Below are 26839 nucleotides of genomic sequence, written 5' to 3'. Positions count from 1 at the left end.
GCCTGCCACGCGCGCTTGCCGGGAGATACGTCCCCGCATCTCCCGGCACGCTCGAGCGTCAGTGGCTTTGCGCGGGCGTGAACACGCCGCGAAAGCGCATCTTCCCGGACGCGAGGCGGTCATAGGCGTCGGTCGCCTGGTCCAGCGAGAACGTCTCGACGATCGGCTTGACCTTGCCTTTGGCGGCGAGGTCCAGCACCTCGCTCAGGTAACGCAAGCCGCCATGCGTGGAGCCGATGACCTGCTGGCGCATCATGTGGAACGGCTTGCGCTGCGACGCGATCGAGAACGGCTTGCTGAAGTCGAGCCCGCACAGGATCACCCGGCCGTCGACCCGCACGCCCGTCATCGCTTCCTCTGCAGTACTGAACTCGTTGGTCGTGACCAGCAGGACATCCGCGCCGCCCAGATCGCGCAGTTCCGCACCGTTCGCGACGACCCGGTCCGCGCCCAGCCCGATCGCGAGATCGCGCTTGTCGGCCGAATGCGTGATCGCGATGGTCTCGAAGCCGCACGCGCGGGACAGTTGCAGCGCCACGTGCCCCAGCCCGCCGATGCCGAGCACGGCCACCTTCTCGTGCGGTTGCGGCGCCGCATCGCGCAAGCCGCTCCACGTCGTGTAGCCCGCGCACATCATCGGCGCGGCATCGACATAGGCCAGCCCGTCGGGCAACAGCACCGTGCCCTCGGCCGCGACGGCGATGTACTCCGCATGGCCGCCCTGCGATGCGAACCCGGTGGTCCGCGGCGCATCGCAGTTCACGGCCGTCTGGCCGGAAAGCGGGCGATGTTCGCGGCAGTACGGGCAGCGCCCGCACGCGGACTGCACCCACGTCGTGCCGATCCGGTCGCCCACCCGTCGCGCCTGCACGCCCGCGCCCACGTCGACGATTTCACCGACCACCTCGTGGCCCGGTGTCTGCGGATAGATGTCGCCACCGTAGCCCTGCGTGGCCCACACGTCGGTGTAGCACATCCCGGACGCATGCACCTTCACCAGCACCTGCCCCGGCCCGGCTACCGGCATCGGCACTTCCTGCACTTCCCAGGGCCGGTTGGCCCCCGTCATCACGATCGCCTTCATCTTCATTGCCTGCTCCTTGTTCAACCGAACGCAGGGCCTAGTCTAGAAAAGGCGCATTATCATGACAATCTCGCCAATCTTTATGTCACGATGAAATCAGCTCATCAATTGAAAAGCGGCGATCTCTTCTCGCTCAATGTGTTCCTCGCGGCGGCCACGCACCTCAGCTTCCGCACGGCATCGGTCGAGCTCGACGTCACGCCGTCTGCGATCAGTCATTCGATCAAGAGCCTCGAGCAGCGCCTGGGCGTTCGCCTGTTCAATCGCACCACGCGCAGCGTGTCGCTGACGGACGCCGGCGAGCGGCTCGCCGACAAGCTCCGCCCGGCAATCTCGTCGGTCGCGGAGGCGATGCTCGCAGTCGACGGGATGCGCGACACGCCCAGCGGCACCGTCCGCATCAACGCCAGCGAAGGGGCGATCCGCCTCGTGCTGAAGCCGGTGCTCGCGCGCTTCCTGCGCGACTACCCGCAGGTCCACCTCGACATCGTGACCGACGGCAAGCTCGGCGACATCGTCGCCGGTGGCTTCGACGCGGGAATCCGGCTGGCCGAAGCCGTGCCGCAGGACATGATCGCGGTGCGCGTGTCCGATCCGGTGCGGTTCGCCGCCGTTGCGTCGCCGGCCTATTTCGCCGCGCGCGGCCGCCCCGACGTGCCGCAGGATCTGGACCGGCACGACTGCATCCGCTTTCGCTTCGATAGCGGTGCGCTCTACCGCTGGGAATTCGAGCGCCGCGGTGTCGTCGAAACGGTGAACGTCAGCGGCCCGCTCACGCTGACCGACCAGCCGTTGATGGTCGACGCAGCGATCGACGGGATCGGGATCGCCTTCGTGCCCGACCATCTCGTTCGCGATGCACTCGAAGACGGACGGCTCGAACGCGTGCTGGCCGACTGGTGCCCGGTCATGCCGGGGCTGTGCCTGTACTACCCCGGCCATCGCCACGTTTCCGGCGGGCTGCGGGCACTGATCGACATGGTGCGAGTGCGGCCAACACGTACCGACTCGAAAAGCGGCACGGCCGGGCCCGCCGGGCGATGAAACAACTTAGCGTCCGCTTTCCGCACGTTCAGGCGCGGCTACGATACGACCGAAGCCGCACCAGCTGCACCACCGATCCAAGCACGAAGATGCCCAGCCACGCGGCGAGCGAGCCGCGCACGACGGGGGACGCGGGGCCATTGGCAAGCGGGTGACCGATCGGCAGCCGCGTCAGCGTCTCGTTGATCCCGGGAACCAGCAACAGAAAGAAGCTGAACGAGAATGCGAACTGGGCCAGGTACCGCCGTGCACGCCCCAGCGCTTCGATGTGCGGCACGAGGAGCCCGCCCGATGTCGCGATCAGCGCCAGGATGCCGAGTGCATGCCCGGCATTGAAACCGCCGGTACTGGACAAGCCGAACGACGTGAACACGGATATCACCATGCCTGCGACGTAAATCCTGGCGGACCGGGTCGCGCTGTCGATCTTCTGATACCGGGCAAAGCTGTAGAGCCCCGCGGCGAACGTCACCAGGCTGACGAGGGTGTGACCGGCACCCAAGGCGGAAATGGGATGAGGCATAAGACGACGACTCCTTCTGACAAGGTGGGCCCCGGTCGCCACGACTCCGGCGACTCCAAAGGCGCAAGGAAGCATTCATGCGGCATGGCATGTCGCTTGCCCCACTTGCAGCCAGATTGTCCCGATCGTTCGGGCCGTCCGGGATCGGTCAAATGACCGACCCCGGACAGCATCACGCCACGCGGCGCACGCACCCGCGTCGCGTATGATCGTTCGCTCGTCCCTGCGTTTTTTCCAAGCCGAGCCCGATGTTCGACGCCGACGCCAGCCACGCCACACTGCGCATCTTCGATTCCGCGAGGGCGATCGCCTTCATCGGCGATCTGAGCATGGGACAGCCGACCGACCATTCGCTTCGCACCGCATGGCTGGGTGTACGACTCGCAGGCGCGGCCGGACTGGGCGCGTCCGCGTGCGATACGGTTCGCGAGGTGTCGCTGCTTCGCTGGTCGGGCTGTACGGCGAACGCAGCCGGGTTCGCGCAGGCGTTCGGCGACGACATCGCGATCCGCACGGCGATGCTCGAGAACCGGCCCGGCATAGCCGAGGCCATCGGAGGCGCCGCCGCGTCGATGACGCAACTCGCACGGATTCACTGCGAAGTCGCCGGCGAGGTCGCGCGGATACTCGGGCTGTCGACGGCGACCGAAACGGCGCTGCGTCACATTTTCGAAGCCTGGGACGGCAGCGGCTTCCCGGCGCAGCTCGCACGCGAACACGTGCCCGCCGCCGTGCCGGTCGTCGCGCTTGCCGGCGATCTGGAAGTGCTGGGTCGCACGTATGGCGTCGAGCGGGCCCTGGGACTGATCGAACAGCGCGCCGACACGCGATATCCGGCGCACCTCGTCGCGACGACGCTACGTCACGCGCACGCCTGGCTGACGGAACTGGAACGCACGTCGCCGGCCGAGTTCGACATCGCACTGGCGACCTCCGATATGCAACGGACGACTTACGCCGAACTGATCGCCGACATCGTCGACCTGAAAGTGCCGTGGATGACGGGTTTTTCGCGCGCGGTCGCCGTGACGGCGGCCGGGTGTCACGCGCGGCTCAAGGCGGATGACGCCGGGCGTTCGCTCGTCTACCAGGCCGGACTGATTCACGGCATCGGCAGGGCCGCCGTACCCAACGACATCTGGAACCTGCCCACGGCGTTGCCCGCAAGCGCGTGGGAGAAGGTGCGGCTGGTACCGTACTGGACGGAGCGCGCCGGCAAACAGTCCGGCGCGCTGCGCCACGCCGCGCTGCTGGCATCGCATGCTTACGAACGGCTGGACGGTTCGGGGTATTTTCGCGGCGCACATGCGCCTGCGCTGACACTGGAAGCACGCGTGCTGGCGGCATCCGTCGCGTGGGTCGCACTGCGATCGCCGCGCCCCTGGCGTGCCGCGATGACCGACGACGCGGCCGCCCGTCTGTTGCAGGACGAGGTCGCAGACGGCAGGTTGTGCGGCGAAGCGGTCGGTGTGCTGACGTCGGCAGGCAGCCCCGTCGCCAGACGCGTCTCCCGAAGTGCATCCTCCGGCGCCGGCCTGTCCGAGCGGGAGATCGACGTGCTGCGTGTGATCTCGCGCGGCGCGAGCAACAAGGAGGCCGCGCGGGAACTGACCATCAGCCCGAGCACGGTGCGCACGCACATCGAAAGCGTGTTCCGCAAGCTCGGATGTTCGACACGCGCGGCAGCGACGCTCAAGGCGTCGGCAATGGGCCTGATCTGAATGACGCATCAGGCGTCGTGCCTGAACCGTACTCGGTCCGTGCAATCAGCCGCACGCACACCTAACGATGACCGACATCCAGCATGTACCCTTCCCCGCGAATCGTGCGAATCAGGCGCGGCTCCTTGATGTCCTCGCGCAACTTCTGACGCAAGCGTGATATCTGCACGTCGATGCTGCGGTCGAACGTGTCGATCGACTTGCCGCGCGCGGTGTCCATCAGGTATTCGCGGCTCAGTACTCGCCCCGGCGCGGCGAGGAACGCATTGAGCAGGCGAAATTCCGCGTTCGACAATGGAATGACCGTGTTGTCGGCCGCAATCAGGTGGCGGCCGATCTGGTGAAGCCGCCATCCGGCGAAGCGGCTTTCCTCCTGCGCCCGCGTCCGGCCCTGCGTTTGCGCACGTACGCGGCGCAGGATCGTCTGGATGCGCGCGACCAGTTCGCGCGGCTCGAACGGCTTGACGATATAGTCGTCGGCGCCCAGTTCCAGCCCGACGATCCGGTCGGTCATCTCGCCGCGCGCGGTCAGGATGATCAACGGAATCTCCGAGGTCGCACGAATCTCGCGGCAGAGATTGAGGCCGTCGTCGTCCGGCAGCATCAGGTCGAGCACCACGAGATCGAAGCCGCCCTCGCCGAGCGCGTGATGCATTTCCGCGCCGCTGCCGGCTTGCGCGGTCGTCATGCCGAAGTCTGCCAGGCAGTCGCACAACAGGCTGCGAATCTGCGAGTCGTCGTCGACGACGAGAATACGAATCGCTTTGTTCACGGCGTCTTGTCTCCGATGTTGCGGCGGTGAGATGTGCCCCACACTCATTATTGCCCGTCAATATAAGGGCTTTTTGCACGAATTGTTGCAGCGTTGAAATAATTGCCCCGCACCTTGCCCCACAAGGTCGTCCGGAACGATCGGGATGCCTGACGAGCGCTCACGTCATGGATAACCCGCCCGGTATTTTCCCGAAGAAACGCCGCTCGGCATCGTCCGCCTTCGCCGCTCCGTCTGGTTTCTCGACTCCCGCCGCGACATGGCCCATCCGGAAAGACTTTGTGTCAGCGCCGATACAAAGCCGATATGAACCAGAAATGCCCGGGTTTTAACGTGGCTCCCAAGTCATATCGACGCAGGAGACACGCGGGACATGAACTACGCACAACCCAAGCCACCTGTCCGGCGCATTGGCGGCATCGCCTTCGTGGTCGGATTGCATGCGGTGATCGTCTACGCACTGCTCACCGGTCTCGCGACGAAAGTCGTGGACGTGATTCGCCAGCCGATCGAGACGCGCATCATCGAAGAGATCAAGCCGCCGCCCCCCCCACCACCCCCACCGCCGAAGCACATCGCACCGCCGCCGCCGAAGCACGTCGCGCCCCCGCCGCCGTTCGTGCCGCCCCCGGAAGTGCGCGTCGCTGCACCGCCTTCGCCGAACGCGATCGCCGCGCAGTCGACCACGCCCGCGCCGTCGGCCCCCGTCGCGCCGCCCGCGCCGCCCGCCGCTGCGGCGCCGGTGTCGGCGAGCGTCGGCGTGGTGTGTCCCAACTCGACGCAGGTTCGCGCCGCCATTCGCTATCCGCGTGAAGCGCTCAAGGACAACCTGACCGGCGACGTCGTCGTGTCGTTCGTGGTCGGCACCGACGGCAACGTCAAGGACCTGAGCGTGACCCGGTCGGCCGCGCCCGTTCTCGACCGGGCCGCGGAAAACGCCGTGCGGCAGTTCCACTGCGTCGCACAGGGCGAGGAAGTCCGCGTGCAGGTGCCCTTCTCTTTCAAGCTCGATTGAGGCTGCCCTCGACAGCCGTTCCCTTTCCACTTGGCAACGCATTTCAGGAGACGTTCATGCTCAACCGAACCCGCAAGGCCGCCCTCGCGACGGCACTGTTCCTCGCGGCCAGCGCCGCCCACGCCGCCACCGACACGGTGACGAATCCCTACGGTCTCGATGCGCTCTGGAAAGGCGGGGATTTCATTGCACGCGGCACGCTGCTCATCCTGGTCGTCATGTCCATGGGTAGCTGGTACATCATCGTCGCGAAACTGCTCGAGCAAACGCGTGTGCTGCGCCGCGCGAAGGCAGCGGAGGCAGGATTCTGGAAAGCAGGCAGTCTCAGCGAAGGCACGAAAAAGCTGGACGCCGGCAGCCCGTTCCGCTTCATCGCCGAAACTGGTCTCGCGGCGTTCGACCATCACGAAGGCGCGCTGGTCGAACAGGTCGACCTCAACCAGTGGGTCGCGGCGGCCATCGAGCGGGCGACCACATCCGTCTCGAGCCGCCTGCAGGACGGCCTCGCGTTTCTCGGCACCGTCGGTTCGACCGCGCCGTTCATCGGCCTGTTCGGCACGGTGTGGGGCATCTATCACGCGCTGACGGCGATCGGCATCGCGGGCCAGGCCTCCATCGACAAGGTCGCGGGGCCGGTCGGCGAAGCGCTGATCATGACCGCGATCGGCCTGGCCGTCGCCGTGCCCGCCGTGCTCGGCTACAACTGGCTCGTGCGCCGCAACAAGGCGGTGATGGAGCGCGTGCGCGGGTTTTCGACGGAACTGCACATCGTCATCCTGACCGGCACGACCACGGCCGGGGCCGCCGCCGCGACCAAGGCCGCCGCCCTCACCCGCGTGGGGTGAGCCATGGCGATGACCACAGGCCCGCGCGACGGCGCCGAGCACGACGAGACCATGTCGTCCATCAACACGACGCCGCTGGTCGACGTGATGCTGGTGCTGCTGATCATCTTCCTCATCACGATTCCGGTGGTGTCGCACACTGTGCCGGTCACGCTGCCCAAGGAAGCCGTGCAGCCGCTGCACACGACGCCGCAGAACGTGATTCTCGCCGTGACGAAAGAAGGCGACGTGTTCTGGGACGAACGGCGCGTGCCCGACGCGGCAACGCTCGTCGAGAAACTCAAGGCGGTTGCCGTGCAGTCGCCGCAACCCGAAGTCCACATCCGCGGCGACCTCGATGCACGCTACGCCGCCATCGGCCGGGTCGTGTTTGCCTGCCAGCGGGCGGGCATCGTCAAGGTCGACTTCATCACCGAACCGCCGCCGCGCCAATGATCCCTTCATACCGACCAGGAGACCCGACATGGCCATGACGATGCCCACCGGCAACGCCGACGAAGCCGACGTGATGATCGAGATCAACACCACGCCGCTCATCGACGTGATGCTGGTCCTGCTCATCATGCTGATCCTCACCATTCCGATACAGACGAACGCGGTCAAGCTGGACATGCCGACCGGCGCGCCGCCGTCGCAACCGCGGACACCGCCGGTGGTGCAGATCGATATCGCGGCCGACGGCGCCATCGCATGGAACGGCGAGACGCTGCGTTCGCGCGAGCAACTGGAAACGCGCTTGCACGACGTCGCCGTCGACCCCGCGCCGACCGAACTGCATTTGCGGCCCGACAAGGCGGCGCCTTACCGCGCCGTCGCCATGGTCATGGCGTCCGCGCAGCGGCTCGGCGCGAACCGCATCGGGCTCGTGGGCAACGAGCAGTTCATGCAGTAACCGCCTTCTCATCACGGAGCCCTCATGTTCGACTCCAACCCCGACGTGCTCGCCCCCGTGGCGGCCTCGAGCCCGCCATCGGATTCACCGGCCGGGCCACGCGCCTGGTTCGGTCTCGCGATTCTCGTGATCGTGGCGTTCTTCGCGTTCGTCGACCGTCAGATGCTGATCCTGCTGACGGAACCCATCCGCCACGATTTCGGGCTGACCGACACGCAAATCGGCCTGATGCAAGGCGCAGGCATCGCCCTGTTCGCCGGCGTGGCGTCGTTGCCGATCGGCTGGGTCGCCGATCGCGTGGATCGCCGTGTCGTGCTGGTCGCGTGCGTCCTCGTCTGGAGCGCCGCCACCGCGATCTGCGGCATGACCACCCACTTCTGGCAGTTGTTCATCGCCACCGTCGGGCTGGGGATCGGCGAAGCCGGACTGGTGCCGGTGATCTACGGCCTGATTCCCGATCTGTTCCCTGCGCGCCAGCGCGTGCTCGCCAATGCGATCTTCGCGCTCGCCAACCTGTTGGGATCAGGGGCGGGGATGGCGCTCGGCGGCGCACTGATGCACGGCATCGCGGCGGCGCACAGCGCGTTGCCGGCGGGACTCGCCGATCTCGAACCGTGGCGACTCGCGTTCTTTGCCGTTGCGTTGCCCGCCCCCGTGCTGGCCGTGCTGGTTCTGCTCATTCGCCCCGGCAAGCACGGCGATACGGAAGCAGCCACCGCGCGTCACCGGACTTCCGCGCCGCTGCCGTCCGCACCGGTCTACTTCCGGCGCGAAGCCCTCATGATGCTCAAGTTCTTCGGCGCCATCGGGCTGGTCAACCTGTCGTTCGGCGGTGTCGCGACATGGATGCCGGTCGTGGCGGTGCGAACCTTCGGCGCGACACCGGCTGAAGCCGGCGGCGGCATGGGCGTGGCGGCAATGGCCGGCGGCATCGCGGGTTGCGTGCTCAGCGGACTCGTTGCCGGCCGCATGCGAGCGCGCTTCGGCGTGCTCGCGCCATTGCGCGTGTGTGAATGTGGCGCGCTGGTCGCCGGCGGCCTATCCTTCCTCTATCTGGCCGTGGGTTCGCTGACGCCGGTCTACGCCCTCTTCGGCGCACAGCTCGCCTGCATGGTCGCGGGCATGGTGCTGTTTCCCACCCTCATGCAGAACATCTGCCCTGCCCACCTGCGCTCGCGCGTGGCGGCGATCGGCGCCCTGACGTCGATCGTCGTGCAGTCCGGCAGCCCCGTGTTCATCGGGTTCATGTCGGATCGTCTGCATGCGTTCAGCCAGGGCTTGCTGTGGTCGATCGTCTGCGTGGCGGCATTCGGCTTCTTTGCCGCCTGCCTGTTGATGCGCGCGGCGGGCCGCGGTGTGCGCGACGCAATCGAACGCTATGCGTGATTCCCTTCGTCCTTCCGCTCCCATGTCACCCCGCCCGCTCTCACTCTCACTGCGTATCGAACGTTGGCCGTTGGCTGCTCCGTTCCATATCACCGGCCACGTCATCGACGCCGCTCGCCTCGTGAGCGTGACCGTCGACGACGGGCACCACGCCGGCAACGGCGAAGCCTCCGGGGTCTTTTACCTCGGTGAAACGCCGGAATCCATCGCCGCGCAAATCGAGCGCGTCCGACCATCGATCGAAGCGGGCATCACGCGAGAGCGATTGCTCGACGTATTGCCGCCCGGCGGCGCACGCAATGCAGTCGATGCGGCATTGTGGGCGCTCGAATCTCAACGGCAAGCGATGCCTGTCTGGCGCATCGCGGGCCTCTCCGAGCCACGCCCGTTGCGGACCACGATGACGATCGGCGTGGATACGCCGAATGCCATGGCCGGGGCCGGGGCCGCGCAGAGATTGCGCCACGCGCGGGCGCTGAAGGTCAAGCTGGACGGCAGCGCCGCCGACGCCGCGCGCCTCTTCGCCATCCGTGACGTGCGCCCGGAAATACCGCTCGCCGTCGATGCGAACCAGGGCTGGTCGCGCGCGCACTTCGACACGATGCTCCCCGTGCTGCAACAGCTTGACGTCCGCATGCTCGAACAGCCGTTTGCGATCGGTGCGGACGCCTGTCTCGAAGCAATCGATTGTCCGGTCCCGCTCGCGGCCGACGAATCGTTTCAGGATCTCGGCGACCTGTCCGCCGTCGCGCGCCGTTATGACATCGTCAACCTCAAGCTCGACAAATGCGGTGGCCTGACGCGCGCGTTCGACCTTGCCGCGCGGGTACGCGAAGCGGGCTTGTCCGTGATGGTCGGTTGCATGGCAGGCACCTCGCTGGCGATCGCCCCCGCGTTTCTGCTCGGGCAACTGTGCGATCACGTCGATCTCGACGGACCGATCTTCCTCGCACGCGATCGCGAGCCGGGTGTCGCGTACATCGACGGCCTGCTGCACTGCCCGTCCAACGTCTGGGGCCACGCTGCCCCCCCTGCCTCCTCTCGCTGAGCCATCGACATGACATCCGACTCATCCACCACGACGACGCAGCTCGACGCGCTGTTCGCGCATTATCACCGCGCCGATGCACCCGGATTGATCGCCGGCATCGTCCATCGCGACCAACTGCTGTATCGGCGCGCGTTCGGCCTGGCCAGCCTCGAACACGGCATCGCCAACACGCCGGCCACCCGCATGCGCATCGGCTCGGTCAGCAAGCATGTCACTTGCCTCGCCGTGCTGCTCCTGTGCGAGCGCGGCGCGCTCGACGCCGATGCCCCCATCGGCACGTATCTGCCGGAGCTGCCGCCGGCCGCCGGCCGACCGACGCTGCGGCAGTTGATGTCGCATCGCGGCGGGCAGCGATGCGCACTGGACCTTGCGCTCCTGACGCAGGGTCTCGCGATGTCGCCGCCTGGCACGTTCCTCGCATCGCAGCAACGTCAGCACGACGAAAATTTTCCGCCGGGAGAACGCATGATGTATTCGAACGGCGGCTATCACCTGCTTTCGCTTGCCGTCGAACGTGCGAGCGGAATGGCGTTCGACGCGTTTCTCGCGACCCAGCTCTTCGCGCCCCTGCTCATGCATGACACCGCGTGCGTGCCCAACGACATGACGATCGAGAACGGCATCGCGACGATGCATGTGCCTGACAGCATGGGCGGATTCCGGCGCGGCATCTTTCCGACGTGGGAACTGCTCGGCGAAGGCTCGATCGTCTCGACCGTCGACGACATGCTGCGATGGACCGCGCACCTGCGATGCAGCGAGAAGATCGTCGGCAACGCAGACACCTGGCGCCAGATGCTGGCGTTGCCCGCATTCTCCAGCGGTCTGCGTAGTCAATACTCGCTCGGTCTCACGCAGAGCACCTATCGCGGTGTCGAGCTGATACAGCATTCCGGTGGCGTCGTAGGTGGAACTTGCCAGATGCTGGTATCGGTGGCACATGGACTCGACGTCGTATTGCTCAGCAACGGCGCGCTCGACGCACCGCTCGAACTGTCGAAGCGTGTGGTCGATATCGTGCTGGCGGACGAGCTGGATGGCGACGGCCCGCCTGTCGCGGCGCGCGCCGTCGATCATGTGGCGCGCCTCGGCCGCTACCGGTCGGCCCGCAGCGGCGCCGTGTATGCACTGGAGGATCACGAAGGCGCGCTGGTGTTGGCGGGCCCCCTTTGCCCCAGACGCTCGATGACGCTCTACGACAGCGCCGATGAACTGAACGACGTCCAGGTCGAAGCGAGCGGCGACGGTCTGTTGGCGCTGCAGTGGGGATCATCCTGCACACCGAACGATCTCTCGAGCCTGCGCATCGTGCATTGCGGCCATGTCGACACGTTCGCACGCGTCGGCGAAGCGCCCGCGATGACGCCGGATCTCGTCGCCGCGATGTCCGGCGTATTCGCAAGCCACGACGCCGATGCCCACGCGATCATTCGGCTCGACAACGAAGCCCTCATTCTTCGCCTGCACGGCGCGGTGGGCCGTTGCGACTACCGCCTCACGCCATTGGCCCACGATGCTTTCGAACTGGTGCCGATCGATCCGGTGAACATCACGACCGGAATGCTTACGTTGACGCGCGACGCAACGCGCGGCGACATGACCGGCTTTCGCGTCGATACGCCGCGCACCCGGCATCTGGCCTTCACACGGGTACACGCCGACGCCTGACGCTGGCCGGCGTCGGTTGACGCCGGCACGTATTCACTTCACCGACGCAAACGGATTCGACACGCGCGGCCAGTAGTTGAGGTCACGAAGCCGATAGTCCAGTTCGGCGAAGTTCATCGAGAGCGCCCCTGGCGCGGCGATATGGAAGACGGCCTTCGAACGCGGCGCGAAGTCGGTCTGGAAATGCTGCGTCGATTTCACGACCACCAGCTTCTTGCCGGCGAAGTCGATGCCAAGGCCGGTGAATGCGTCCACGCCGAGCACCTGGGTGCGAACCGATATCAGCGCGATGTCGAGCCCGTTGTCCGCTTCCACCCACACCGCCCGGCCGAGCGGTTGCTCGAGGCCCATGATGCTTTGCGTATGCCGCTCGACCACGTTGCGGACGGTGACGCGCAGGTCCACCGGATCTCCGGAGTACACACTGCATTTGCCGCCGATGCGCAGATTCAGCGTGGCCCCGACACCCGCGTCCTTGCAGATCTGGATAGCACCGAGATCCCAGAAACACCCGATCGCAACATTCGCAATCTGTCGCGCGACCACGCGACGCAGAATGAACGTGCTGTCGCACGGCGCGCCACCGCCGGGATTGTCAGCGACATCCGCCAGCACGACCGGGCCGCCCTCGACCGCCAGCACGCGATCCAGCCCGGCATCGATTTCGAGCCATGCAGGGCGTGTCGCGTCGCGCAACGCCCAGAACTCGCGCGCCAGTTGCGCCGCCAGCGCGTCGGCCTTGGCGAGATCGTCGTCCGTCACCACCCAGAGTTTCGCGCCGGCTTCCGGCACGTCGCCCCACGGAAACCCATGGCCGAGCGACACCGACAGCACGCCGTCGCGCCCTTCGAACGACTGCATACGCCGGACGAACCCCGCCATCGGTTCGCTGGTGGTGTGCCAGGCACCGACCATTCGGCAATCGAACACGCCGATCGTCGGGCGGATGCGTCCGGCAGCCATATCGAGCGTCAGTCGATAGGCGTCGCGCGCCCGCTCGACGGCGTCGATATGCGGATACTCCTTGTAAGCGATCAGGACATCGGCCGACGCCTTCATCAATTGCGTGAAATGACAATGCGGGTCGAGCGTGACCGAGATCGGAACGTCGGGGCCAACAATGGCGCGCACGCCGGCGAGCAGGTCGCCTTCGCAATCGTCGTAGCCTTCCGCCACCATCGCGCCGTGCAGCAGCAGAATCACGGCATCCAGCGGCAAGGCGGCCTTTACGCCATCGAGCATTTCGTCCCTCAGGGACTCGTAGACCGCGCGAATCGTGCGGCCTGACGGCTGGGCTTCGGCACACAGGCCTTCGACGATGTCGTGACCGTCGGCCTGCGCGAGGCGCCGCACTTCCGCGAGCACATGCCCAACGCCGTCGGGCTCGCGCACACTCGCGTCGCCGTGAAAGATCGTGTTCTCTTCGAAGCCGCCCCATCCGGTCGGGCACGGGGCAAAGGTATTGGTTTCCGTCGAAAGCTGAGCCGTGAATATTTTCATGACGAGGTCTGCCGAATGGGATTGAAGGGTGTGAAACGACTATAAGCACCCGCCATTTCCGCTTTGTGAGCAGTCTGTATCAAGCGTGAAACAGAGCAGTGCCAATGATCGCTCCGGGCCGTTATCCCTATCGACGCGGCAACGTGACCTGTGCGACCAGCCCGCCTTCCGGAGCGTTGCGCAACACCAGCTCCCCGCCGTGACGCTTCACGACGTCGTTCGCGATGGCAAGGCCCAGCCCCGTCCCGCCCGTGTTCCGGTTGCGCGAACTTTCCACCCGGTAGAACGGCTCCAGCGCGCGCTCCAGTTGCGACTCCGGGATGCCCGGGCCGTGATCGACGATCTGGATTCGCACGCACGACGGTGCGTCGATCAGGCGGATGTGCGCGTCTTCACCGTATCGAATCGCGTTGGCGACCAGATTCGTCAGGCAGCGCTTGAGGCCCAGCGGTTGCGCCGAGATCGGCGGCACCTCACCACTGATCGTCACTTTTTGACCGTGTTCGGCCGCATCTTCCGCGATGGCATCCACCAGTGCATTGATATCGACCGGACTGAATTCCTCGACCACCTCTTCATTGCGCAGGAACGACAGGGTGGCTTCCAGAAGCTGCGTCATCTCGTCGATATCGTCCCTGATCCGTTCGCTCAATTCGATATCCTGAGCGGATCGAAGACGCAGCTTCATACGCGTCAGCGGCGTGCGCAAATCGTGTGATACAGCGGCGAGGAAGCGGTTGCGCTCACTCATTTGCCGCCGCAGCGAGGCCTGCATCGTGTTGAACACGCTGGCGGCCTGACGTGCTTCGACAGGACCGATTTCCCGGATGGGCGGCGCATCGATATTCCTCGACAGCTCGGCGGCTCCGACGGCCAGCGTTCGGAACGGGGCGGCCAGCATGCGCGCGCCGATCCAGGACGAGATCAGCGCGGGCATCACCTGGATCATCACCGCGGCGCCCCACTGCAACGCCGCGCTCATCCCGGGCGGCGGCTTGAAGGGCGCGGTGCTGTAGAGCTTGAAGAGCAGCAGGCCGGCACTGATCTGCATCACGAGGATGATCGAGATCATCACGAAGAACAGGCGATAGAAAGCCGAATCGAAGCGGGGTTTGTGCATGGTCCTGGCCGACGGCGAGCGATGGCGTCGATTATCGCCCGTGAATGTAGGGGCCATGTGAGCCCTTTATTGCAAACCCGAAACATGTCTTCGTCCCGGTTTTGCACCGCGTCGGCCGGCGTGGCGGCCCCGCTCCGTCACCGATCGTTTGTATCAGCACCGATACAAACGCCACATGAACCAGAAATAACCGGCACTTACCGTTCACCCTGAGTTGCGCTACACGGCATCGCGTTCAGTCGATTGCAAAACCAGGAGGAGACGATGGTGAAGATGAAAAACCGGACGAAGCGCGCGGCGGGCTCGGCAACGTTACCGCTGCGACACGGCGGGCGTTACGCCCCCCTCTTCGTCGGCCCCGTATTCGGGTTGGCATCGTTGGGCGTGCACGCGCAGGAACACGCGCAAACGCCCGCGACGACGCAGCAGGTCGCCGCGCCTGATGCGGCGTCCACCGCGACGCCTGCCGCCGCTGCGCCGAATACCCCTCCGGCCGAGGTGACGAAGGCGCAAGGCAAGGGTGGCGCGACGCTCAATACCGTCGTCGTGACCGCGACACGCCGACGCGAACCGGCTCGCGAAGTCCCCATGCAGGTCAATGTATTGTCGGCCGACGAGCTGCAGAAGAGCGGCGCGAAAACGATGTCCGACTTCCTGTCCTCGGAGCCGGGCGTCGACTTGAACGCCAGCGGCGGCAGCGGGTCGGGGCAAGTCAGTATTCGCGGCGTGACGACCGGTGTTCAGACGGGGCCGACCGTCGGCATGTATGTCGACGACGTCGCGTTCGGCGGCAGCACGCTGTTCTCCCAAAGCGCGACGTTCTCGCTCGACATGAGCCTGCTCGACCTCAACCACGTCGAAATCCTGCGAGGTCCGCAGGGCACGTTGTATGGCGCGGGTGCGATGGGCGGCTTGCTGAAATACGTGACCAACGAACCGGACCCGAGTCAGTTTTCCGGGCAGGTCGGCACCGGCGTATCGGGAACGGCGCATGGCGGTGTGAGCGGGACGGCCAACGCGGCGTTGAATATCCCGCTGAAGACCGACGTTGCCGCACTGCGCGTCTCCGTGTTCGGGCTGCACGATGGCGGGTATGTCGACGCAGTGGGCCCCAAGGCGGACACCCACATCGATCGCGGCGACACCTACGGTGCTCGCGCGTCGCTGCTGCTGACGCCCACCCGCGATCTGACGGTCCGGCTGACCGCGCTCTCGCAGAACATCAATCGCAACGATCCGAACTACGTTGAATATGGCGCCGACGGCAAGCCGGTCTGGGGGGACCTGACCACGCGACAGTTCGCCCCGCAGCCCTTTCATCAAAACATCCAGCTCTATTCGGCCGGGATCGAATACGAGCTCGGCTGGGCGCGCCTGAACTCGATCACGTCGTATCAAAGGATCAACACGAGTGCGCCGCAGGACCTGACCGGTGTCTACGGGCCGCTATTTGCCGCCCAGGGGCTGAACCTGGGTTCGGTGGTCGCCAAGGATGTGGCCACCACGAACAAGGTGACCCAGGAGTTTCGCCTGACTTCGCCGGGCAACCAGCGACTCGAATGGCTGGCCGGCCTCTTCTATACGCACGAGCGCAGCCATTCGAGCGAGGGCTTTCTGACGACCTTGCCCGATGGCTCGCCCGGCCCGGACCTGTCGGAGCTCCAGGCGCCCAGCACGTACAACGAGTACGCGGCATACGGCGACCTGACTTATCACCTGACGCCGCGCCTTTCGCTGACCGGCGGCGTGCGGATCGCCCACAATACCCAGACCTACGAACAGACGACCTACGGCACGCTCGCCGGCCCGACACAGACCATCTCGGCACCGTCGTCGGACACCAGCAAGACCTACATGTTCACCGCGCGCTATGCGCTGACCGCCAACAGCAATGCGTATGTCCGCATCGCCAGCGGATACCGGCCCGGTGGCCCGAATGCCCTGCTGATCGATCCGCTCACCGGCATGCGCGCAGCGGGCAGCCCGACCTTCGCACCCGACACGCTGTGGAGCTATGAGGCGGGCTACAAGGCCGACCTGCTCGACAAGCGGCTGTCGCTGGAAACGTCGGTCTACGACATCGAGTGGAAGAACATCCAGCAGCTCGGCACGGTCGATGGCGTCAATCAGGTCATCAACGCCGGCAACGCGCGCATCAAGGGCCTGGAGTTCTCCGGCACGTTCCGCCCCACCCCGCACTGGAACTTCAGCGCGAACCTGTCGCTCATCGACGCCAGCCTGACGAGCGGCAACGCTAACGCGGGGACGACGGCGGGCGCGCCGTTGCCGAACTCGGCCAAGGTCGCCGCCACGCTCTCGGGCACCTATCTGTTCACCGCGCAAGGGTATCCGTCGTATGCGGGTGTGACCCAACGTTTGGTCGGCCGACGTCATAGCGGGTTCGACGCCAGCTCGGGCCGGCCGGATTATCCGTTGCCGGGCTACGCGATCACGGATCTGCAGGCGGGCGTGGATTTCAGGAAGTTCAGCCTGGCGTTCTATGTTCGCAACCTGTTCGACCGGCGCGCGTTGATCGCGGCCGGCACGTCGCTGATACCGATGGGCGGCCCGGCGCTCGTCAGCGTGATTCAGCCCCGCACGATCGGCGCGGCGCTGACCGTTCCGTTCTAAATCATAGGGATACCTAAAATGACTCAAGCATCGCACGACATCGTCGAGCAACTGGATACCCTTTTCGAACGCTTCAACAAGAGCGATGAACCCGGCCTCGTCGTGGCCGTCGCGCATCGAGGCGAAGTGCTCTACCGGCGAGGCTTCGGCATGGCAAGCCTGGAACACGGCGTCGCCAATACGCCGGCCACGCGCTTGCGCATCGGCTCGACGAGCAAACACTTCACGTGCCTTGCCGCCCTCCTGCTCGCCGAAGACGGCAAGCTCGACGTCGACGCCGGGATCCGCACGTACCTGCCCGAGCTGCCGCTGCTCGCAGGCGACCCCAGCCTGCGGCAGTTGATGACGCATACGGGCGGCTACCGCTGCTATCTCGATCTCACGCTGCTCGCGCAAGGCGTCGCGACGTTGCCGCGTGGCGGCGTGCTGGCGGCGCAAGTCCGGCAACGCGACGTCAATTTTCCGCCGGGCGAGCGGATGATCTACTGCAACGGCGGATATCACCTGCTGTCGCTCGCGATCGAGCGGGTCAGCGGCATTCCCTTCGAGACCTTTCTGAAGGCGCGCATCTTCGACGTGATGGGCATGGTCGACACGGAATCGGTCGCCGACGACATGCGCATTCGCCCGCGCATGGCGACCCAGCATGTGCCGGATGGAAAAGGCGGATTCATGCGCGGCCTCTTTCCGACGTGGGAAGTGCTCGGCGAAGGCGGGATCGTGTCGACGGTCGACGACATGCTGCGCTGGCTCGCGCATCTGCGCGGCCCCAGGCGGGTCGGCAGCGAAGCAAGCTGGCGCCAGATGCTGACCCGACCGCACTATTCGAGCGGCGCGGAAGGCGTCTACGCGCTCGGGCTGATGCGCACGCCGCATCGCGACGTGGAGGTGCTGCATCATGCCGGCGGGGTGTTCGGTGGATCTTGCCAGATGTTGACCGTGGCCGAGCACGCGCTGGACGTCATCATTCTCACGAACGGCGCGGCAGTCAATCCGGTTGAAGTGGCCACGCAGATAGTCGATATCGTTCTGGGCGATGCCGTCCTCGGCGCGAAGCCCGCCGCACCGTTGCCGACGGCAGGGCACGAAACCTTGCTCGGCAGGTACCACTCGCGTACGTCCGGGACGTATTGCGTGATCGGCGATCGCAACGGGCAGCTCGACGCGAGCTTTCAGAACGTCCAGCAGATGCCCCAACCGCTCATCGAGACGGAGGCTGGATTGCGGGTTGACGACGGGACAGGCAGAGCGCTGCTGATCAAACCTCGAGCGCCGACGGCGGCGGCTCGCGTGACGGCGATCGAGCTGGTGGACTGCGGTCACGCGGAGACGCTCGAGCGCTTGCCCGATCACGCACCGTCGCTCTCCGATGCGTCGGCGGGCCTGGCGGGCACGTATCACGGTCACGATGCCGCGGCACGTGCAACGATCGCCGTGACGAACGGTGAACTCACCCTCACCATGAGCGGCGCCGCCGGCAGCGCCGGCTACCGGCTGGAACCGGTGGCCGACGACATTTTCACGTTCGACCCTGCCGGTCAGATGGCCGTCATGCACGGCGTCTTGACGGTGGAACGCTCGGGTCACGAGGTGACGCGCTTTCGCATCGACACGTCGCGCACGCGCAACCTGGCCTTCGTGCGCGAGGGGCGTGATTCGTAGGGATCGCGTCGCTGATGGCGGTAGTCAATCACCACCGATGCCACGCCACAAAAACAAAAAACCCGCGAGCGCAGGGCTTCTCGCGGGCTTTCGTCCCTTCATCGAATCGCGATGAAGCGATCGTGGTGCCGGGGACCGGAAGCTATATCACATAAAAATCAATTGCTTGAGAAATCATGGTGCAGATTTGTAGCGACTGCTCCCAATTCATCGGCCAATCCCGGTTTCGGAACCGAACCGGAGCGCTACACTGTACGGCCATACAGTGCCGCCTTGCATCATGGAAACCAAAGCGACCCCATATATCGGTCTGCACATCCGCACGGTAATGTGCACGTGCTGGACCTGCGAGCATTGGGCCGGAACTGCAGAGCCGGGCGCCGGTATTGCGCACTGCACGCACCCGCGATGCTCACCCATGCGTGTGAGACCGAACCACGGGTGCTCATGCTGGGTGCGAGCGACGGGCCTCGATGAGCTGGACGACGAGACTTGCGACGCGCTCGCGCAGCGCTATTTCGCGAGTACCGTCAGCGCGTCGTAGCTGCGTTCGCACTGCTGGCCGGCGATGCGGGCGCGGTCAGCATACTCTGCCAGTTCGCCCGCGCGCTCGTCAGCGCGGCCGAGCACGTCGGCAAGCAGATCGAGGGCGTCGCCGGTTGCCGGGCTTCCGGCGGTAGCGGTGGGATGGCGGCCGGCTGCAACGAGCCGGTCGACGCGCTGCTGCAGGCTGCCAGCGGCAGCACGAGCAGCAAAAGCATCTGCGAGCGCGGCCGTGCGTTGTTTGTTCGCATCTTTTGCGATCTCCGATTGAGCCGCAGTGCGGCGTTGTTCTTCGGCGCGAGCCGCATCCACCGCGGCGAGCTGCGCTTTCTGAGCGGCGGCGGTCGTCTCGCGCACGCCGGCTTTGTGACCGGCGAAGTAGCAAGTGCCTGCCGTGATAGCGAGCGCGGCAATGAAGGCCAGCCAGAGGCGCGGGTCGAGAATCGTCATACCCCGCTCCGCATCATGGCCGCGAGCCGGGTCGCTCGAGCGCCGACCTGGCCGGCCCACTTCGATGCCAGCATGCCATCGGCCGCTGCCGCATAGTCGCCGCGCTTCATTGCCGCGAGCGTGTTCGTGAACGTCAGCAAGCCGGCCTGCATGTTGAACGCCATGTTGATGATGACGCGCTGCCTTACTGGGTCGAGCTGCCGCCACCACGGTAGGTTGCGATCGAGCCATGCGACCGTTCGATCGATGTCGTTCGACAGCATCGTGTCGCACTCGGCGTCGCTGATCCCCACGTCGGTCAGGTTGCGGCCGACGCCGATCGTCGTCTTACCGACCGTGTCGACGTACGGTTTCAGGCAACGCCCCTCGTCGCGCGTAAGCTCGGCCATCAGGACCGAGCGATCGAAATCACCCATGCTTGCGCTCCTTTTTCCACCAGTAGATATGCCGCCCCATCACCCACAAGCACACGATCGCGACGCCGACCATCATCACGGTTTCTGGCATGTCGATCGCGGCGACCATCCGCACCGACTTGAGGACATTTCCCATCGATGCCACACCGATTACCGAGAAGCCAAGCGTGCCCCACCATCCGGTTGCGATTCCATCAGTGACGGTGATCCAGATGCATAACAGAAGCGCGATGAGATTTGCCAACACGAAGATCGAGACCATGTCATTGCCCCCCGAGGAAGCGACGTTTAAGAGCCCCGATGAAGTCTGCGTTGTTGATTTCTTTGAAAAGTTCTTTCGTGATTGCCAGGCCGAACAAGCCGATTAGGAAGCCGATCGCCTGTTGCGCACCAGCGTCAATAATGCCGAACCAAGCCACAATGAGCGGCCCGATGAAGTATGAGACGGCGGCGCCAGAGACGAATGACGCGGCCTTCTGTCGACCGCTTAGGCCTTCGCCGATGAAACGTAGCGCGATCAGCGATCCGGCGGCGCCGGGAATGACCTTAACGAGCAGCGCGCCGGCTGCGGCCGCAAGGCTGGTTGTCGGTTCGGCCATTTAGTTTCCGTTCATGGTGTAGTTGACGCGTACGCTCACCGCGCCCGGATTCGGACGTACCGAGAAGGCGAATACTGCGTTCGAACATCCCGCATTGTTGATAATGAATTGCGACGTCGGCAGCGACGACGGATCGCCATTTGAGATCGAGCCGGCGAAAAAACCGCGAGGAAATGCGGCCGGATAAATGATCGATCCATCGCCGTTCGCGTTCAGCGTGACCGTCGTCTGCCCGAACTTGTGAATGCTCCCGTCTGGGAACACGAACTGTCCGCCACTCACGATCCAAGAGGGCTGTGCGACGACGTTGTTCGAACCCTGATCGCTATAGTTCGATAAGCATTGGGTGAACACGTTGTCGCTCGTCACGAGCACGTTGCTCGAATTCGGTTCGAGGACAATGCCTGCGGTGAACGCGTTAATCCGGTTGCGCGAAATAATCGAGCCTTCGGTTCCAGCTCCCCCATTGATCTGAATGGCATATTTGGGGATCGTGCCGATCAAACCCATAAACGTGTTGCCATCGATCAGCGCATTCAAATCGACACCGGCCGTGTCCACTTCTCCCGTGATCCCATAGTAAACCGTGCTCTGTCCGTCCGACGAATTCGCGTAAAAGAGCGTGTTCGTGACGAAAAATTGGACGAAATTAGTCGTGAGAATTCCACCCCAGTCAGTGTTGAAGTGACATGCATCGACGGAAAGCAATGGACGCGGCGCACCACTGGCGACTGCTTGAATACCTACTCTGCATGAGATTGCTCCTGAATCGACCCAATAAACCCCCTCCACCCATCCACTGATTGAGTATCCAACCTGACAGAAATAAACCTCGGTGTTCTTGAAATAGATTTCGACGGGCGCGCCGCCATTTACTTCGCCTTCAACAAAGAAGCCGCTACCCGAATGGATCGTCGAATTACCTCGATCGCCAAGAACACGCACGTTCTCGATCGTGACGTTTCGTGCGTTGTAAAGGTGTACGGCATTCTGAAAACCGTTTGTCGGAGCCGTTCCGAGAAACTCGCAATCACGCAGGGTAACTGTCTTGCTCGTACCACCTTGACCTTTGATCCACGATGCATACAAAAGATCGCCTGCCTTCATCGTGTTCGAACGGAACCCGATGCGCTCGATTTCGAGCTGATAGACGTTGTACTCGCCGCCAGCATCGTTACCGGTATAGCGGAACGTCGACGTTCCGCCCATCACGATTATGGAACTCGACATCGTATCGCCGAACAAGCGCGTATCACCCGTACGCGCCAAGTCAGCAGTGATAAGACGCGTGCCCGCCGGAATGTATATTGAGACGACGCCGGAATTCAGACATGCCTGGAGTGCCGCCGTGTCATCTGTCGTGCCATCCGCCCTCACGCCGAACTGTTTATCGCTGACGGTACCGTTGTGCTGAAGCTTCCATCGGCCACCATCATTCGCAACGATGATCGTTCCGCCATTGTCGGCACTCGAAGTATCATTGGGATCGTATTGATATGCGCCGCCGCCGCCATCATGCGGCGCGTAGTACCCCGTGACGAAGGCGCGGGAAAAGAACGTGTGGTTTGTCGCGCGGAGCGCCGCGATCGAGTCAACGACTCGATTCAAACCGAGCAAAAGCGTATTCGCCAGAGTGCTTCCATCGGGAGTACCGATGAGAGATGCTCCAGCGCTTCCAGCCAACGAATCCGAAGAAACAGCAGCGGATACGACCTGATCCCAGATCACCACACCGAGCGCATCTTGAGTAATCTGCCGGTACGAGCCATTCCCCCAGATGGTTGCCTGACCTTTCGAATCGAGCACGACAGGATTCGTATTCGGCTGCGTCAGGGCTGAATCTTGGTATGTGTCCTTCTTCGTCGTGGTGCCGGGCAGATAGAACGTGACCGTCCCGTTGACGAGCGGCTTCCCATTCTGATCGATGAACTGGTTTTTTCCGTTCGGAAGGATGGAGGCCATTGCTACCTCAAAGCAAAAAGGCCACCGCAAAGGATGGCCTATAATTGAAAAACCCCGCACTGGGCGGGGTTCGGGGAATCAAGTGGACGACCAAACTGTTCGAGCTATCGTCGTTGCAGCGTCATATGGCGTGATTGGGGCGGCCGTCCCGGTCATCAAAAAACACCTATTTGCTTGGTGCGATCGCATTGATGAGTGCATTGCCCGTCGGCGCGGCGAGTGGAGCGACGAACTGGGAAAGCCCATTCCGTACTGGGACCGCAAACCCGGGACGAGCCGTCAAGAGAGCCTGCGCAAGACGTTGCCCGGGGCCTGTATAGGGAAGCGCCCCGAGGCCGATGCCGCCGAGCGTCCCTAGGGTCGATAGCGGTGCTGTGGCTAGGCCCGCGCCGATCGATCCGGGCGCGAGCAGCGCCATCAAGCCGCGGCCGGCAGTTCCTGAATCCGGATATTTCGATCCAAGCACAGACTGAGCTGCTGTCGAAAAGTCCTGCATCAGCGCATTCCCGGTCGCAGTTGCCCCCTTCCCGGCCGACCGATCACCGGCCTTGACTGCGTTCTGCAGCTGGGCGGCCGTGAAAATGCCTTCATTATTCATGGCACCTTGAGATGCCGCGGCAGCACGCATGCGCGCAAATCGCGCATACGCGGCGTTCGCATTCGCAAGCCCTTCCACTGCATCTGCGGGATTTGTCCGAGCAAGCGAATTTTCGACGGCCGATCGAATTTCGCCGATAGCGGCCCCGAGTTGGCGATTGTCGAAAGACGGGTCCCCCGAGTAGCCTCGCGCGAGATCGCCGAGTTCTTCTTGCACGCCCTTCAGGGTTTGACCATCCATGTTTCCTTGAGGACCGACCTTCCCGAATATCTGAGTGCGCAGCGTATTCATGAATGTCTGTCGTTGCGCAGCGGGAAGCTGCTGAGCCATATCGGTCAGACGGAGAATGTCCGCCTGGAAGCCGGGATCGGCTGCCTGAAACGACATGCGCCCTAACGAATCATCGTAGGCATCCCGAATCGCATTGCGAACAGCCCCGATCGCCTCTTGACCTGCAGGCCCTTCGTAAGTGGCGCCAATCGGTGCGAGCACCTCGTTATAGGTCGCACGATTGAAATCCTGAAGCGTGCGTTGCTGGGCGTTCTTGATCATGTCCCCAAGAAACGGGACGCTCGAAAGCTTCGCTTCCGTCCGCGCAAAACCGCCCCCGAGAATTTGACCGGGCGTCATCGTCACGCCCGAATCCAGCATCCGCTGCTGGGCCGCACCGACGGTTGGCGAAATGGCCGCACCGAGTGCCTTCACCAACGGATTCGCGACACCCCCAACGGCCGCGCCGGTGGCTGCCTGTCCAAGCTTCTGCTGAAGGAAATTCCCGGGGGTCGTGACGGGCTCAAGCAGGCTGCTCGCAGCGCCCGATAGAGCGCCCGCGCCAATGCTGCCAAGGACGCCGCTCCCGGCCGGCAACGTCGCCGCCAGCGGAGCGGCTCCAATCACGTTTCCGGCCATGCGCCCCCAGTCGACGCCGGGCGCTTGCCGTTTCCCTGTCACAATTCCCGTAAGCGTCTGAGGCTGCTGCGCCGCTCGATCTGCGGCGTACTGCGTATTCTGAGCCTGAATGGTCTGGTCGATCTGCGGAACTGCGGCATTGATGTCCTTCGCGAACTGAGAATCGGGGGCAACCTTGTTCGCAAGCCACGCGCCCCCGTGCACTAGCGATTGAACGCCGCCTTTGATCGCATCGCCGATCCCCATCGTGACTGAACCCGGCGTTTGCCAAGGCTGCCCACTGATGGTTGGCTGAAGCGCGGACTGTCGCGATCCATTCGTCACTAACGCTGCTTGGGCTGCATTCGCAGCGCCGCCCTTCCCGGCCATCACGCCGGCCGCCATTGCCATCAACGGGTCGTCGGACTGTTGTGCAGGCTGGTTCAAGGGCACAGCACCCGCGGCCGGAGCTTGGCTCGTGGACTTCGGCGTGCCGCCCATGATGCCGTGAGCCATGTCGAGCAGCGGATCGCCAGTCGACGCGTCAGCAGCCGGCGCGGATTGCGCAGGCGCCGTTACTGTCTGCGGCCCATTCAGGCGCTGACCCGTTGCCGAGATCACGGGCGCGCCCCCCATCTGAGCCGGCGTCAACTCGTTCGCGTTGGCGGAACCAGACAGCGCCGAGGCGATCGTGTCGCCGAACTTGCGCACCATGTCCACCGCGCTCGAGAGCTTGCCGACATACTTCGGGTCTTCGGCATAGCCGCCAGCCTTCAGCGCGCCCGCATAGGCCGTCGCATCGGCGCCCTTTCCGACTGCGCCCTGATACCGATTCGCGATCAGGTTGACGAAGTCGTTGCCAAAGTCGAGCGGCGAAGGATACGCGCGGTACTGGTCGACGGCCCCCGTCTGGTTGTCCTTTGCGGCGACGCCTTGGCCCTTGATGTTGCCGAGGTTGTTCGTGCCCGGGATGATCGACTTTCCCCATCCCGTTTCAAGCCCCCATTGTCCGAGCAGCACGTCCGGGGCGACGCCGATGCGCTGGCTGACGGCAGCGGCCACCGGCCCGAATTGCTGAATGAACCCTTGCACGTCTGCCATCAGAATGCCCCGAGCGCCTTCATGGCCTGATAGTCCTTCATCCACGATTGCAACTTGCCCTGCTCCTTCAACTGCTGCATGGCGGCCTGTTGCGCAGCAGGATCACCGAGCGAGCGAATGTAGGAAACGTCCGGATTGAACGACTGGTTCCACTTCGCCTCGAACTGCGGCAGCTGGCTCGTGTTGTTGCCGTTCTGCGCGAGGAAATTCGTCGTTGCCTGCTGTCGATCGAGCAACGCCTGTTGCAGCCCCTTCGCATGCGCGATCGATTCCTGAAGCGCCGGCAGGTTCATGTTGTTCGGGTCGGGCTGCCCGGCCTTGGCCGCAGCCACGCGCGCGTCGCTGCCCGACAGGCCAAGCGATTGCGCCGCTTGGTCTGCTGCGCTGTTCAGATAGCTCACGGCCAACTGATAGTCCTTGACCGAATCTCCCGTCGGCTTCTGGCCGAGCGCGCCAAGCAGTGTCTGCACGACACCACCCGCGGACGCGATCGGACCCGCACCCTTGCCTGCGGCGATTGCGCCTTGCACGGCCTGATTCGCGAGGTCGTATGTTTGCATCATCGGCTTGGCCTGCGAAGCTGCCGTGGCGAGCGCGTTGTAGCGCGCTCCTGCGCCACTCGCGATGTCGGCAGCACCAAGCGGCGCGCCAGTCGCATAGCCTCCGCCCGGCTGCTGCGGAACCTGGCCGCCAGCCATCTGCCCTTTGGTATACGTGGTCGGCTGACCGTTCTGGTTGAGTGTGAGTCCAGGCGCGAGTGCCTCGCTCGGCGAAAGGCCGTTTTGCACCGTATAGCCGACCGTACCGACACCGCCACCGGCGGCCAACGGGTTCTGGTTGACCGCGACCGTCGCCGGGCCCGTGTTGACCTGCGCGTATTTCGGCATCATCGCGTTCAGCTGCGTCTCGCCGCTCAGCGCCGACATGTAGTGCTGCTGTAGCCATCCGCGGAGTGCCTGCGGATCGGATGGCATCGACTGCATTTCAGCCTGAAAGACTTGCGGCGTGATCGCGCCGGCCTGCAACTGCGTCACGCCGAAATTCATCACATCCTGAGGCGATAGATCGGGCTTCGTCAGCAGGCTGCCGAGACCCTGGCGCAGCGCGCTCTGGGTCTTCATCGCCTGGTCCAGATTCGTGCCCGTCAACGTCGCCTGCTTCTGCTGCGCATCAAGGATCGAATTGTTGATTTGCGGCAGGTTGTATGCGCCCGCGCCCGACGCCATGATCGACCGGAACTTGTTGTAGTCCGTGTTCCCATTCGCATCGGTCGACTGCTTGAACGCCTCGGATGCGGCCTGATTGGCCGCAAGCTGCTGCTGCTGAGCTTGGCCGCTCGCGTTGATCGCGCGGAACTGCGCAACCTGC

Annotated in this window: 23 protein-coding genes; 11 read left to right on the top strand and 12 right to left on the bottom strand. The window is 64.4% G+C overall.

What is annotated here, in order from left to right; all coding sequences use genetic code 11:
• Positions 1–58: 58 nt before the first annotated feature.
• Positions 59–1090, bottom strand: a complete 1032-nt coding sequence (locus tag QZM35_RS17650) for an alcohol dehydrogenase catalytic domain-containing protein (protein WP_174975749.1) — start codon at positions 1088–1090, stop codon at positions 59–61.
• Between the two features lie 84 nt (positions 1091–1174).
• Here QZM35_RS17650 and QZM35_RS17645 point away from each other — a divergent pair, with 84 nt between their 5' ends.
• A complete protein-coding gene (locus QZM35_RS17645) occupies positions 1175–2128 on the top strand; it encodes a LysR family transcriptional regulator (protein WP_174975748.1) in 954 nt (317 codons plus the stop codon).
• 28 nt (positions 2129–2156) lie between these two features.
• Here the strand turns inward: QZM35_RS17645 and QZM35_RS17640 are convergent, their stop codons facing one another.
• Positions 2157–2651, bottom strand: coding sequence for a hypothetical protein (locus QZM35_RS17640; protein ID WP_301776521.1), 495 nt, complete (start codon positions 2649–2651; stop codon positions 2157–2159).
• Positions 2652–2899: 248 nt separating this feature from the next.
• On the opposite strand from QZM35_RS17640, the gene QZM35_RS17635 reads away from it, so the two are divergent.
• Positions 2900–4372 (top strand): HD domain-containing phosphohydrolase, encoded by a 1473-nt coding sequence (locus QZM35_RS17635; protein ID WP_301776520.1) that lies wholly within the window; start codon positions 2900–2902, stop codon positions 4370–4372.
• Positions 4373–4433: 61 nt separating this feature from the next.
• Here the strand turns inward: QZM35_RS17635 and QZM35_RS17630 are convergent, their stop codons facing one another.
• Positions 4434–5144: a response regulator gene (locus tag QZM35_RS17630; protein ID WP_197523792.1), complete on the bottom strand. Its 711-nt coding sequence runs from the start codon at positions 5142–5144 to the stop codon at positions 4434–4436.
• Between the two features lie 373 nt (positions 5145–5517).
• Here QZM35_RS17630 and QZM35_RS17625 point away from each other — a divergent pair, with 373 nt between their 5' ends.
• From QZM35_RS17625 to QZM35_RS17595, 7 genes are read left to right on the top strand one after another with little or no spacing between them, the layout of a single operon-like run.
• On the top strand, positions 5518–6159 hold the full coding sequence (locus QZM35_RS17625; protein WP_301776519.1) for an energy transducer TonB: 642 nt from the start codon (positions 5518–5520) through the stop codon (positions 6157–6159).
• 56 nt (positions 6160–6215) lie between these two features.
• Positions 6216–7004, top strand: coding sequence for a MotA/TolQ/ExbB proton channel family protein (locus QZM35_RS17620; RefSeq protein ID WP_175240956.1), 789 nt, complete (start codon positions 6216–6218; stop codon positions 7002–7004).
• A 3-nt stretch (positions 7005–7007) separates the two neighbouring features.
• Entirely contained in the window at positions 7008–7439 is a 432-nt protein-coding gene (locus QZM35_RS17615; protein WP_089430842.1) for a biopolymer transporter ExbD, read from the top strand.
• Positions 7440–7467: 28 nt separating this feature from the next.
• A complete protein-coding gene (locus QZM35_RS17610) occupies positions 7468–7896 on the top strand; it encodes a biopolymer transporter ExbD (RefSeq protein ID WP_089424940.1) in 429 nt (142 codons plus the stop codon).
• A 24-nt stretch (positions 7897–7920) separates the two neighbouring features.
• Positions 7921–9282: an MFS transporter gene (locus QZM35_RS17605; RefSeq protein WP_301776518.1), complete on the top strand. Its 1362-nt coding sequence runs from the start codon at positions 7921–7923 to the stop codon at positions 9280–9282.
• On the top strand, positions 9275–10330 hold the full coding sequence (locus QZM35_RS17600) for a dipeptide epimerase (protein ID WP_301776517.1): 1056 nt from the start codon (positions 9275–9277) through the stop codon (positions 10328–10330). Before QZM35_RS17605 ends, QZM35_RS17600 begins: the two co-directional genes overlap by 8 nt.
• A 9-nt stretch (positions 10331–10339) precedes the next feature.
• Entirely contained in the window at positions 10340–12001 is a 1662-nt protein-coding gene (locus QZM35_RS17595; RefSeq protein ID WP_301776516.1) for a serine hydrolase, read from the top strand.
• Positions 12002–12034: 33 nt separating this feature from the next.
• Here the strand turns inward: QZM35_RS17595 and QZM35_RS17590 are convergent, their stop codons facing one another.
• Both QZM35_RS17590 and QZM35_RS17585 read right to left on the bottom strand, forming a co-directional pair.
• Positions 12035–13501, bottom strand: coding sequence for a M81 family metallopeptidase (locus QZM35_RS17590; RefSeq protein WP_301776515.1), 1467 nt, complete (start codon positions 13499–13501; stop codon positions 12035–12037).
• 127 nt (positions 13502–13628) lie between these two features.
• On the bottom strand, positions 13629–14621 hold the full coding sequence (locus QZM35_RS17585) for an ATP-binding protein (RefSeq protein WP_174975743.1): 993 nt from the start codon (positions 14619–14621) through the stop codon (positions 13629–13631).
• A gap of 264 nt (positions 14622–14885) precedes the next feature.
• On the opposite strand from QZM35_RS17585, the gene QZM35_RS17580 reads away from it, so the two are divergent.
• Both QZM35_RS17580 and QZM35_RS17575 read left to right on the top strand, forming a co-directional pair.
• Entirely contained in the window at positions 14886–17252 is a 2367-nt protein-coding gene (locus QZM35_RS17580; protein ID WP_301776514.1) for a TonB-dependent receptor, read from the top strand.
• 18 nt (positions 17253–17270) lie between these two features.
• Positions 17271–18914, top strand: a complete 1644-nt coding sequence (locus QZM35_RS17575; protein ID WP_301776513.1) for a serine hydrolase — start codon at positions 17271–17273, stop codon at positions 18912–18914.
• A gap of 513 nt (positions 18915–19427) precedes the next feature.
• On the opposite strand, the gene QZM35_RS17570 is transcribed toward QZM35_RS17575, so the two are convergent.
• From QZM35_RS17570 to QZM35_RS17540, 7 genes are all read right to left on the bottom strand, one after another.
• Positions 19428–19907 carry a DUF2514 family protein gene (locus QZM35_RS17570; RefSeq protein WP_301776512.1) on the bottom strand — a complete coding sequence of 160 codons (480 nt, stop codon included), beginning with the start codon at positions 19905–19907 and terminating at the stop codon, positions 19428–19430.
• On the bottom strand, positions 19904–20323 hold the full coding sequence (locus tag QZM35_RS17565) for a glycoside hydrolase family protein (protein WP_301776511.1): 420 nt from the start codon (positions 20321–20323) through the stop codon (positions 19904–19906). The genes QZM35_RS17570 and QZM35_RS17565 overlap by 4 nt, the downstream gene beginning before the upstream one ends.
• Complete coding sequence (locus QZM35_RS17560) at positions 20316–20585, bottom strand: holin (protein ID WP_301776510.1); 270 nt, start codon at positions 20583–20585, stop codon at positions 20316–20318. The genes QZM35_RS17565 and QZM35_RS17560 overlap by 8 nt, the downstream gene beginning before the upstream one ends.
• Position 20586: 1 nt before the next feature.
• Positions 20587–20922: a holin gene (locus tag QZM35_RS17555; RefSeq protein WP_301776509.1), complete on the bottom strand. Its 336-nt coding sequence runs from the start codon at positions 20920–20922 to the stop codon at positions 20587–20589.
• On the bottom strand, positions 20923–22884 hold the full coding sequence (locus QZM35_RS17550) for a glycosyl hydrolase family 28-related protein (RefSeq protein WP_301776508.1): 1962 nt from the start codon (positions 22882–22884) through the stop codon (positions 20923–20925).
• Positions 22885–23050: 166 nt separating this feature from the next.
• Positions 23051–25471, bottom strand: a complete 2421-nt coding sequence (locus QZM35_RS17545) for a glycoside hydrolase family 73 protein (RefSeq protein ID WP_301776507.1) — start codon at positions 25469–25471, stop codon at positions 23051–23053.
• Positions 25471–26697 (bottom strand): hypothetical protein, encoded by a 1227-nt coding sequence (locus QZM35_RS17540; RefSeq protein ID WP_301776506.1) that lies wholly within the window; start codon positions 26695–26697, stop codon positions 25471–25473. Before QZM35_RS17540 ends, QZM35_RS17545 begins: the two co-directional genes overlap by 1 nt.
• Positions 26698–26839 lie beyond the last annotated feature (142 nt).

Origin of the sequence: Burkholderia sp. AU45274, from assembly GCF_030482505.1 — a bacterium.
Lineage (GTDB): Bacteria > Pseudomonadota > Gammaproteobacteria > Burkholderiales > Burkholderiaceae > Burkholderia.
The sequence above is the reverse complement of the archived record's forward strand: the minus strand, read 5'-3'. Positions and strand labels throughout refer to the sequence as shown.

Coding starts and splice junctions, on each gene's coding strand:
- QZM35_RS17595 (WP_301776516.1), top strand. CDS start 10,340: ATGACATCCGACTCATCCACCACGACGACGCAGCTCGACGCGCTGTTC.
- QZM35_RS17605 (WP_301776518.1), top strand. CDS start 7,921: ATGTTCGACTCCAACCCCGACGTGCTCGCCCCCGTGGCGGCCTCGAGC.
- QZM35_RS17600 (WP_301776517.1), top strand. CDS start 9,275: ATGCGTGATTCCCTTCGTCCTTCCGCTCCCATGTCACCCCGCCCGCTC.
- QZM35_RS17620 (WP_175240956.1), top strand. CDS start 6,216: ATGCTCAACCGAACCCGCAAGGCCGCCCTCGCGACGGCACTGTTCCTC.
- QZM35_RS17635 (WP_301776520.1), top strand. CDS start 2,900: ATGTTCGACGCCGACGCCAGCCACGCCACACTGCGCATCTTCGATTCC.
- QZM35_RS17550 (WP_301776508.1), bottom strand. CDS start 22,884: ATGGCCTCCATCCTTCCGAACGGAAAAAACCAGTTCATCGATCAGAAT.
- QZM35_RS17560 (WP_301776510.1), bottom strand. CDS start 20,585: ATGGTCTCGATCTTCGTGTTGGCAAATCTCATCGCGCTTCTGTTATGC.
- QZM35_RS17640 (WP_301776521.1), bottom strand. CDS start 2,651: ATGCCTCATCCCATTTCCGCCTTGGGTGCCGGTCACACCCTCGTCAGC.
- QZM35_RS17570 (WP_301776512.1), bottom strand. CDS start 19,907: ATGACGATTCTCGACCCGCGCCTCTGGCTGGCCTTCATTGCCGCGCTC.
- QZM35_RS17625 (WP_301776519.1), top strand. CDS start 5,518: ATGAACTACGCACAACCCAAGCCACCTGTCCGGCGCATTGGCGGCATC.
- QZM35_RS17650 (WP_174975749.1), bottom strand. CDS start 1,090: ATGAAGATGAAGGCGATCGTGATGACGGGGGCCAACCGGCCCTGGGAA.
- QZM35_RS17590 (WP_301776515.1), bottom strand. CDS start 13,501: ATGAAAATATTCACGGCTCAGCTTTCGACGGAAACCAATACCTTTGCC.
- QZM35_RS17610 (WP_089424940.1), top strand. CDS start 7,468: ATGGCCATGACGATGCCCACCGGCAACGCCGACGAAGCCGACGTGATG.
- QZM35_RS17555 (WP_301776509.1), bottom strand. CDS start 20,922: ATGGCCGAACCGACAACCAGCCTTGCGGCCGCAGCCGGCGCGCTGCTC.
- QZM35_RS17540 (WP_301776506.1), bottom strand. CDS start 26,697: ATGGCGTCGGGCGCGGGCGCATACAACCTGCCGCAAATCAACAATTCG.
- QZM35_RS17565 (WP_301776511.1), bottom strand. CDS start 20,323: ATGGGTGATTTCGATCGCTCGGTCCTGATGGCCGAGCTTACGCGCGAC.
- QZM35_RS17545 (WP_301776507.1), bottom strand. CDS start 25,471: ATGGCAGACGTGCAAGGGTTCATTCAGCAATTCGGGCCGGTGGCCGCT.
- QZM35_RS17580 (WP_301776514.1), top strand. CDS start 14,886: ATGGTGAAGATGAAAAACCGGACGAAGCGCGCGGCGGGCTCGGCAACG.
- QZM35_RS17645 (WP_174975748.1), top strand. CDS start 1,175: ATGAAATCAGCTCATCAATTGAAAAGCGGCGATCTCTTCTCGCTCAAT.
- QZM35_RS17615 (WP_089430842.1), top strand. CDS start 7,008: ATGGCGATGACCACAGGCCCGCGCGACGGCGCCGAGCACGACGAGACC.
- QZM35_RS17575 (WP_301776513.1), top strand. CDS start 17,271: ATGACTCAAGCATCGCACGACATCGTCGAGCAACTGGATACCCTTTTC.
- QZM35_RS17585 (WP_174975743.1), bottom strand. CDS start 14,621: ATGCACAAACCCCGCTTCGATTCGGCTTTCTATCGCCTGTTCTTCGTG.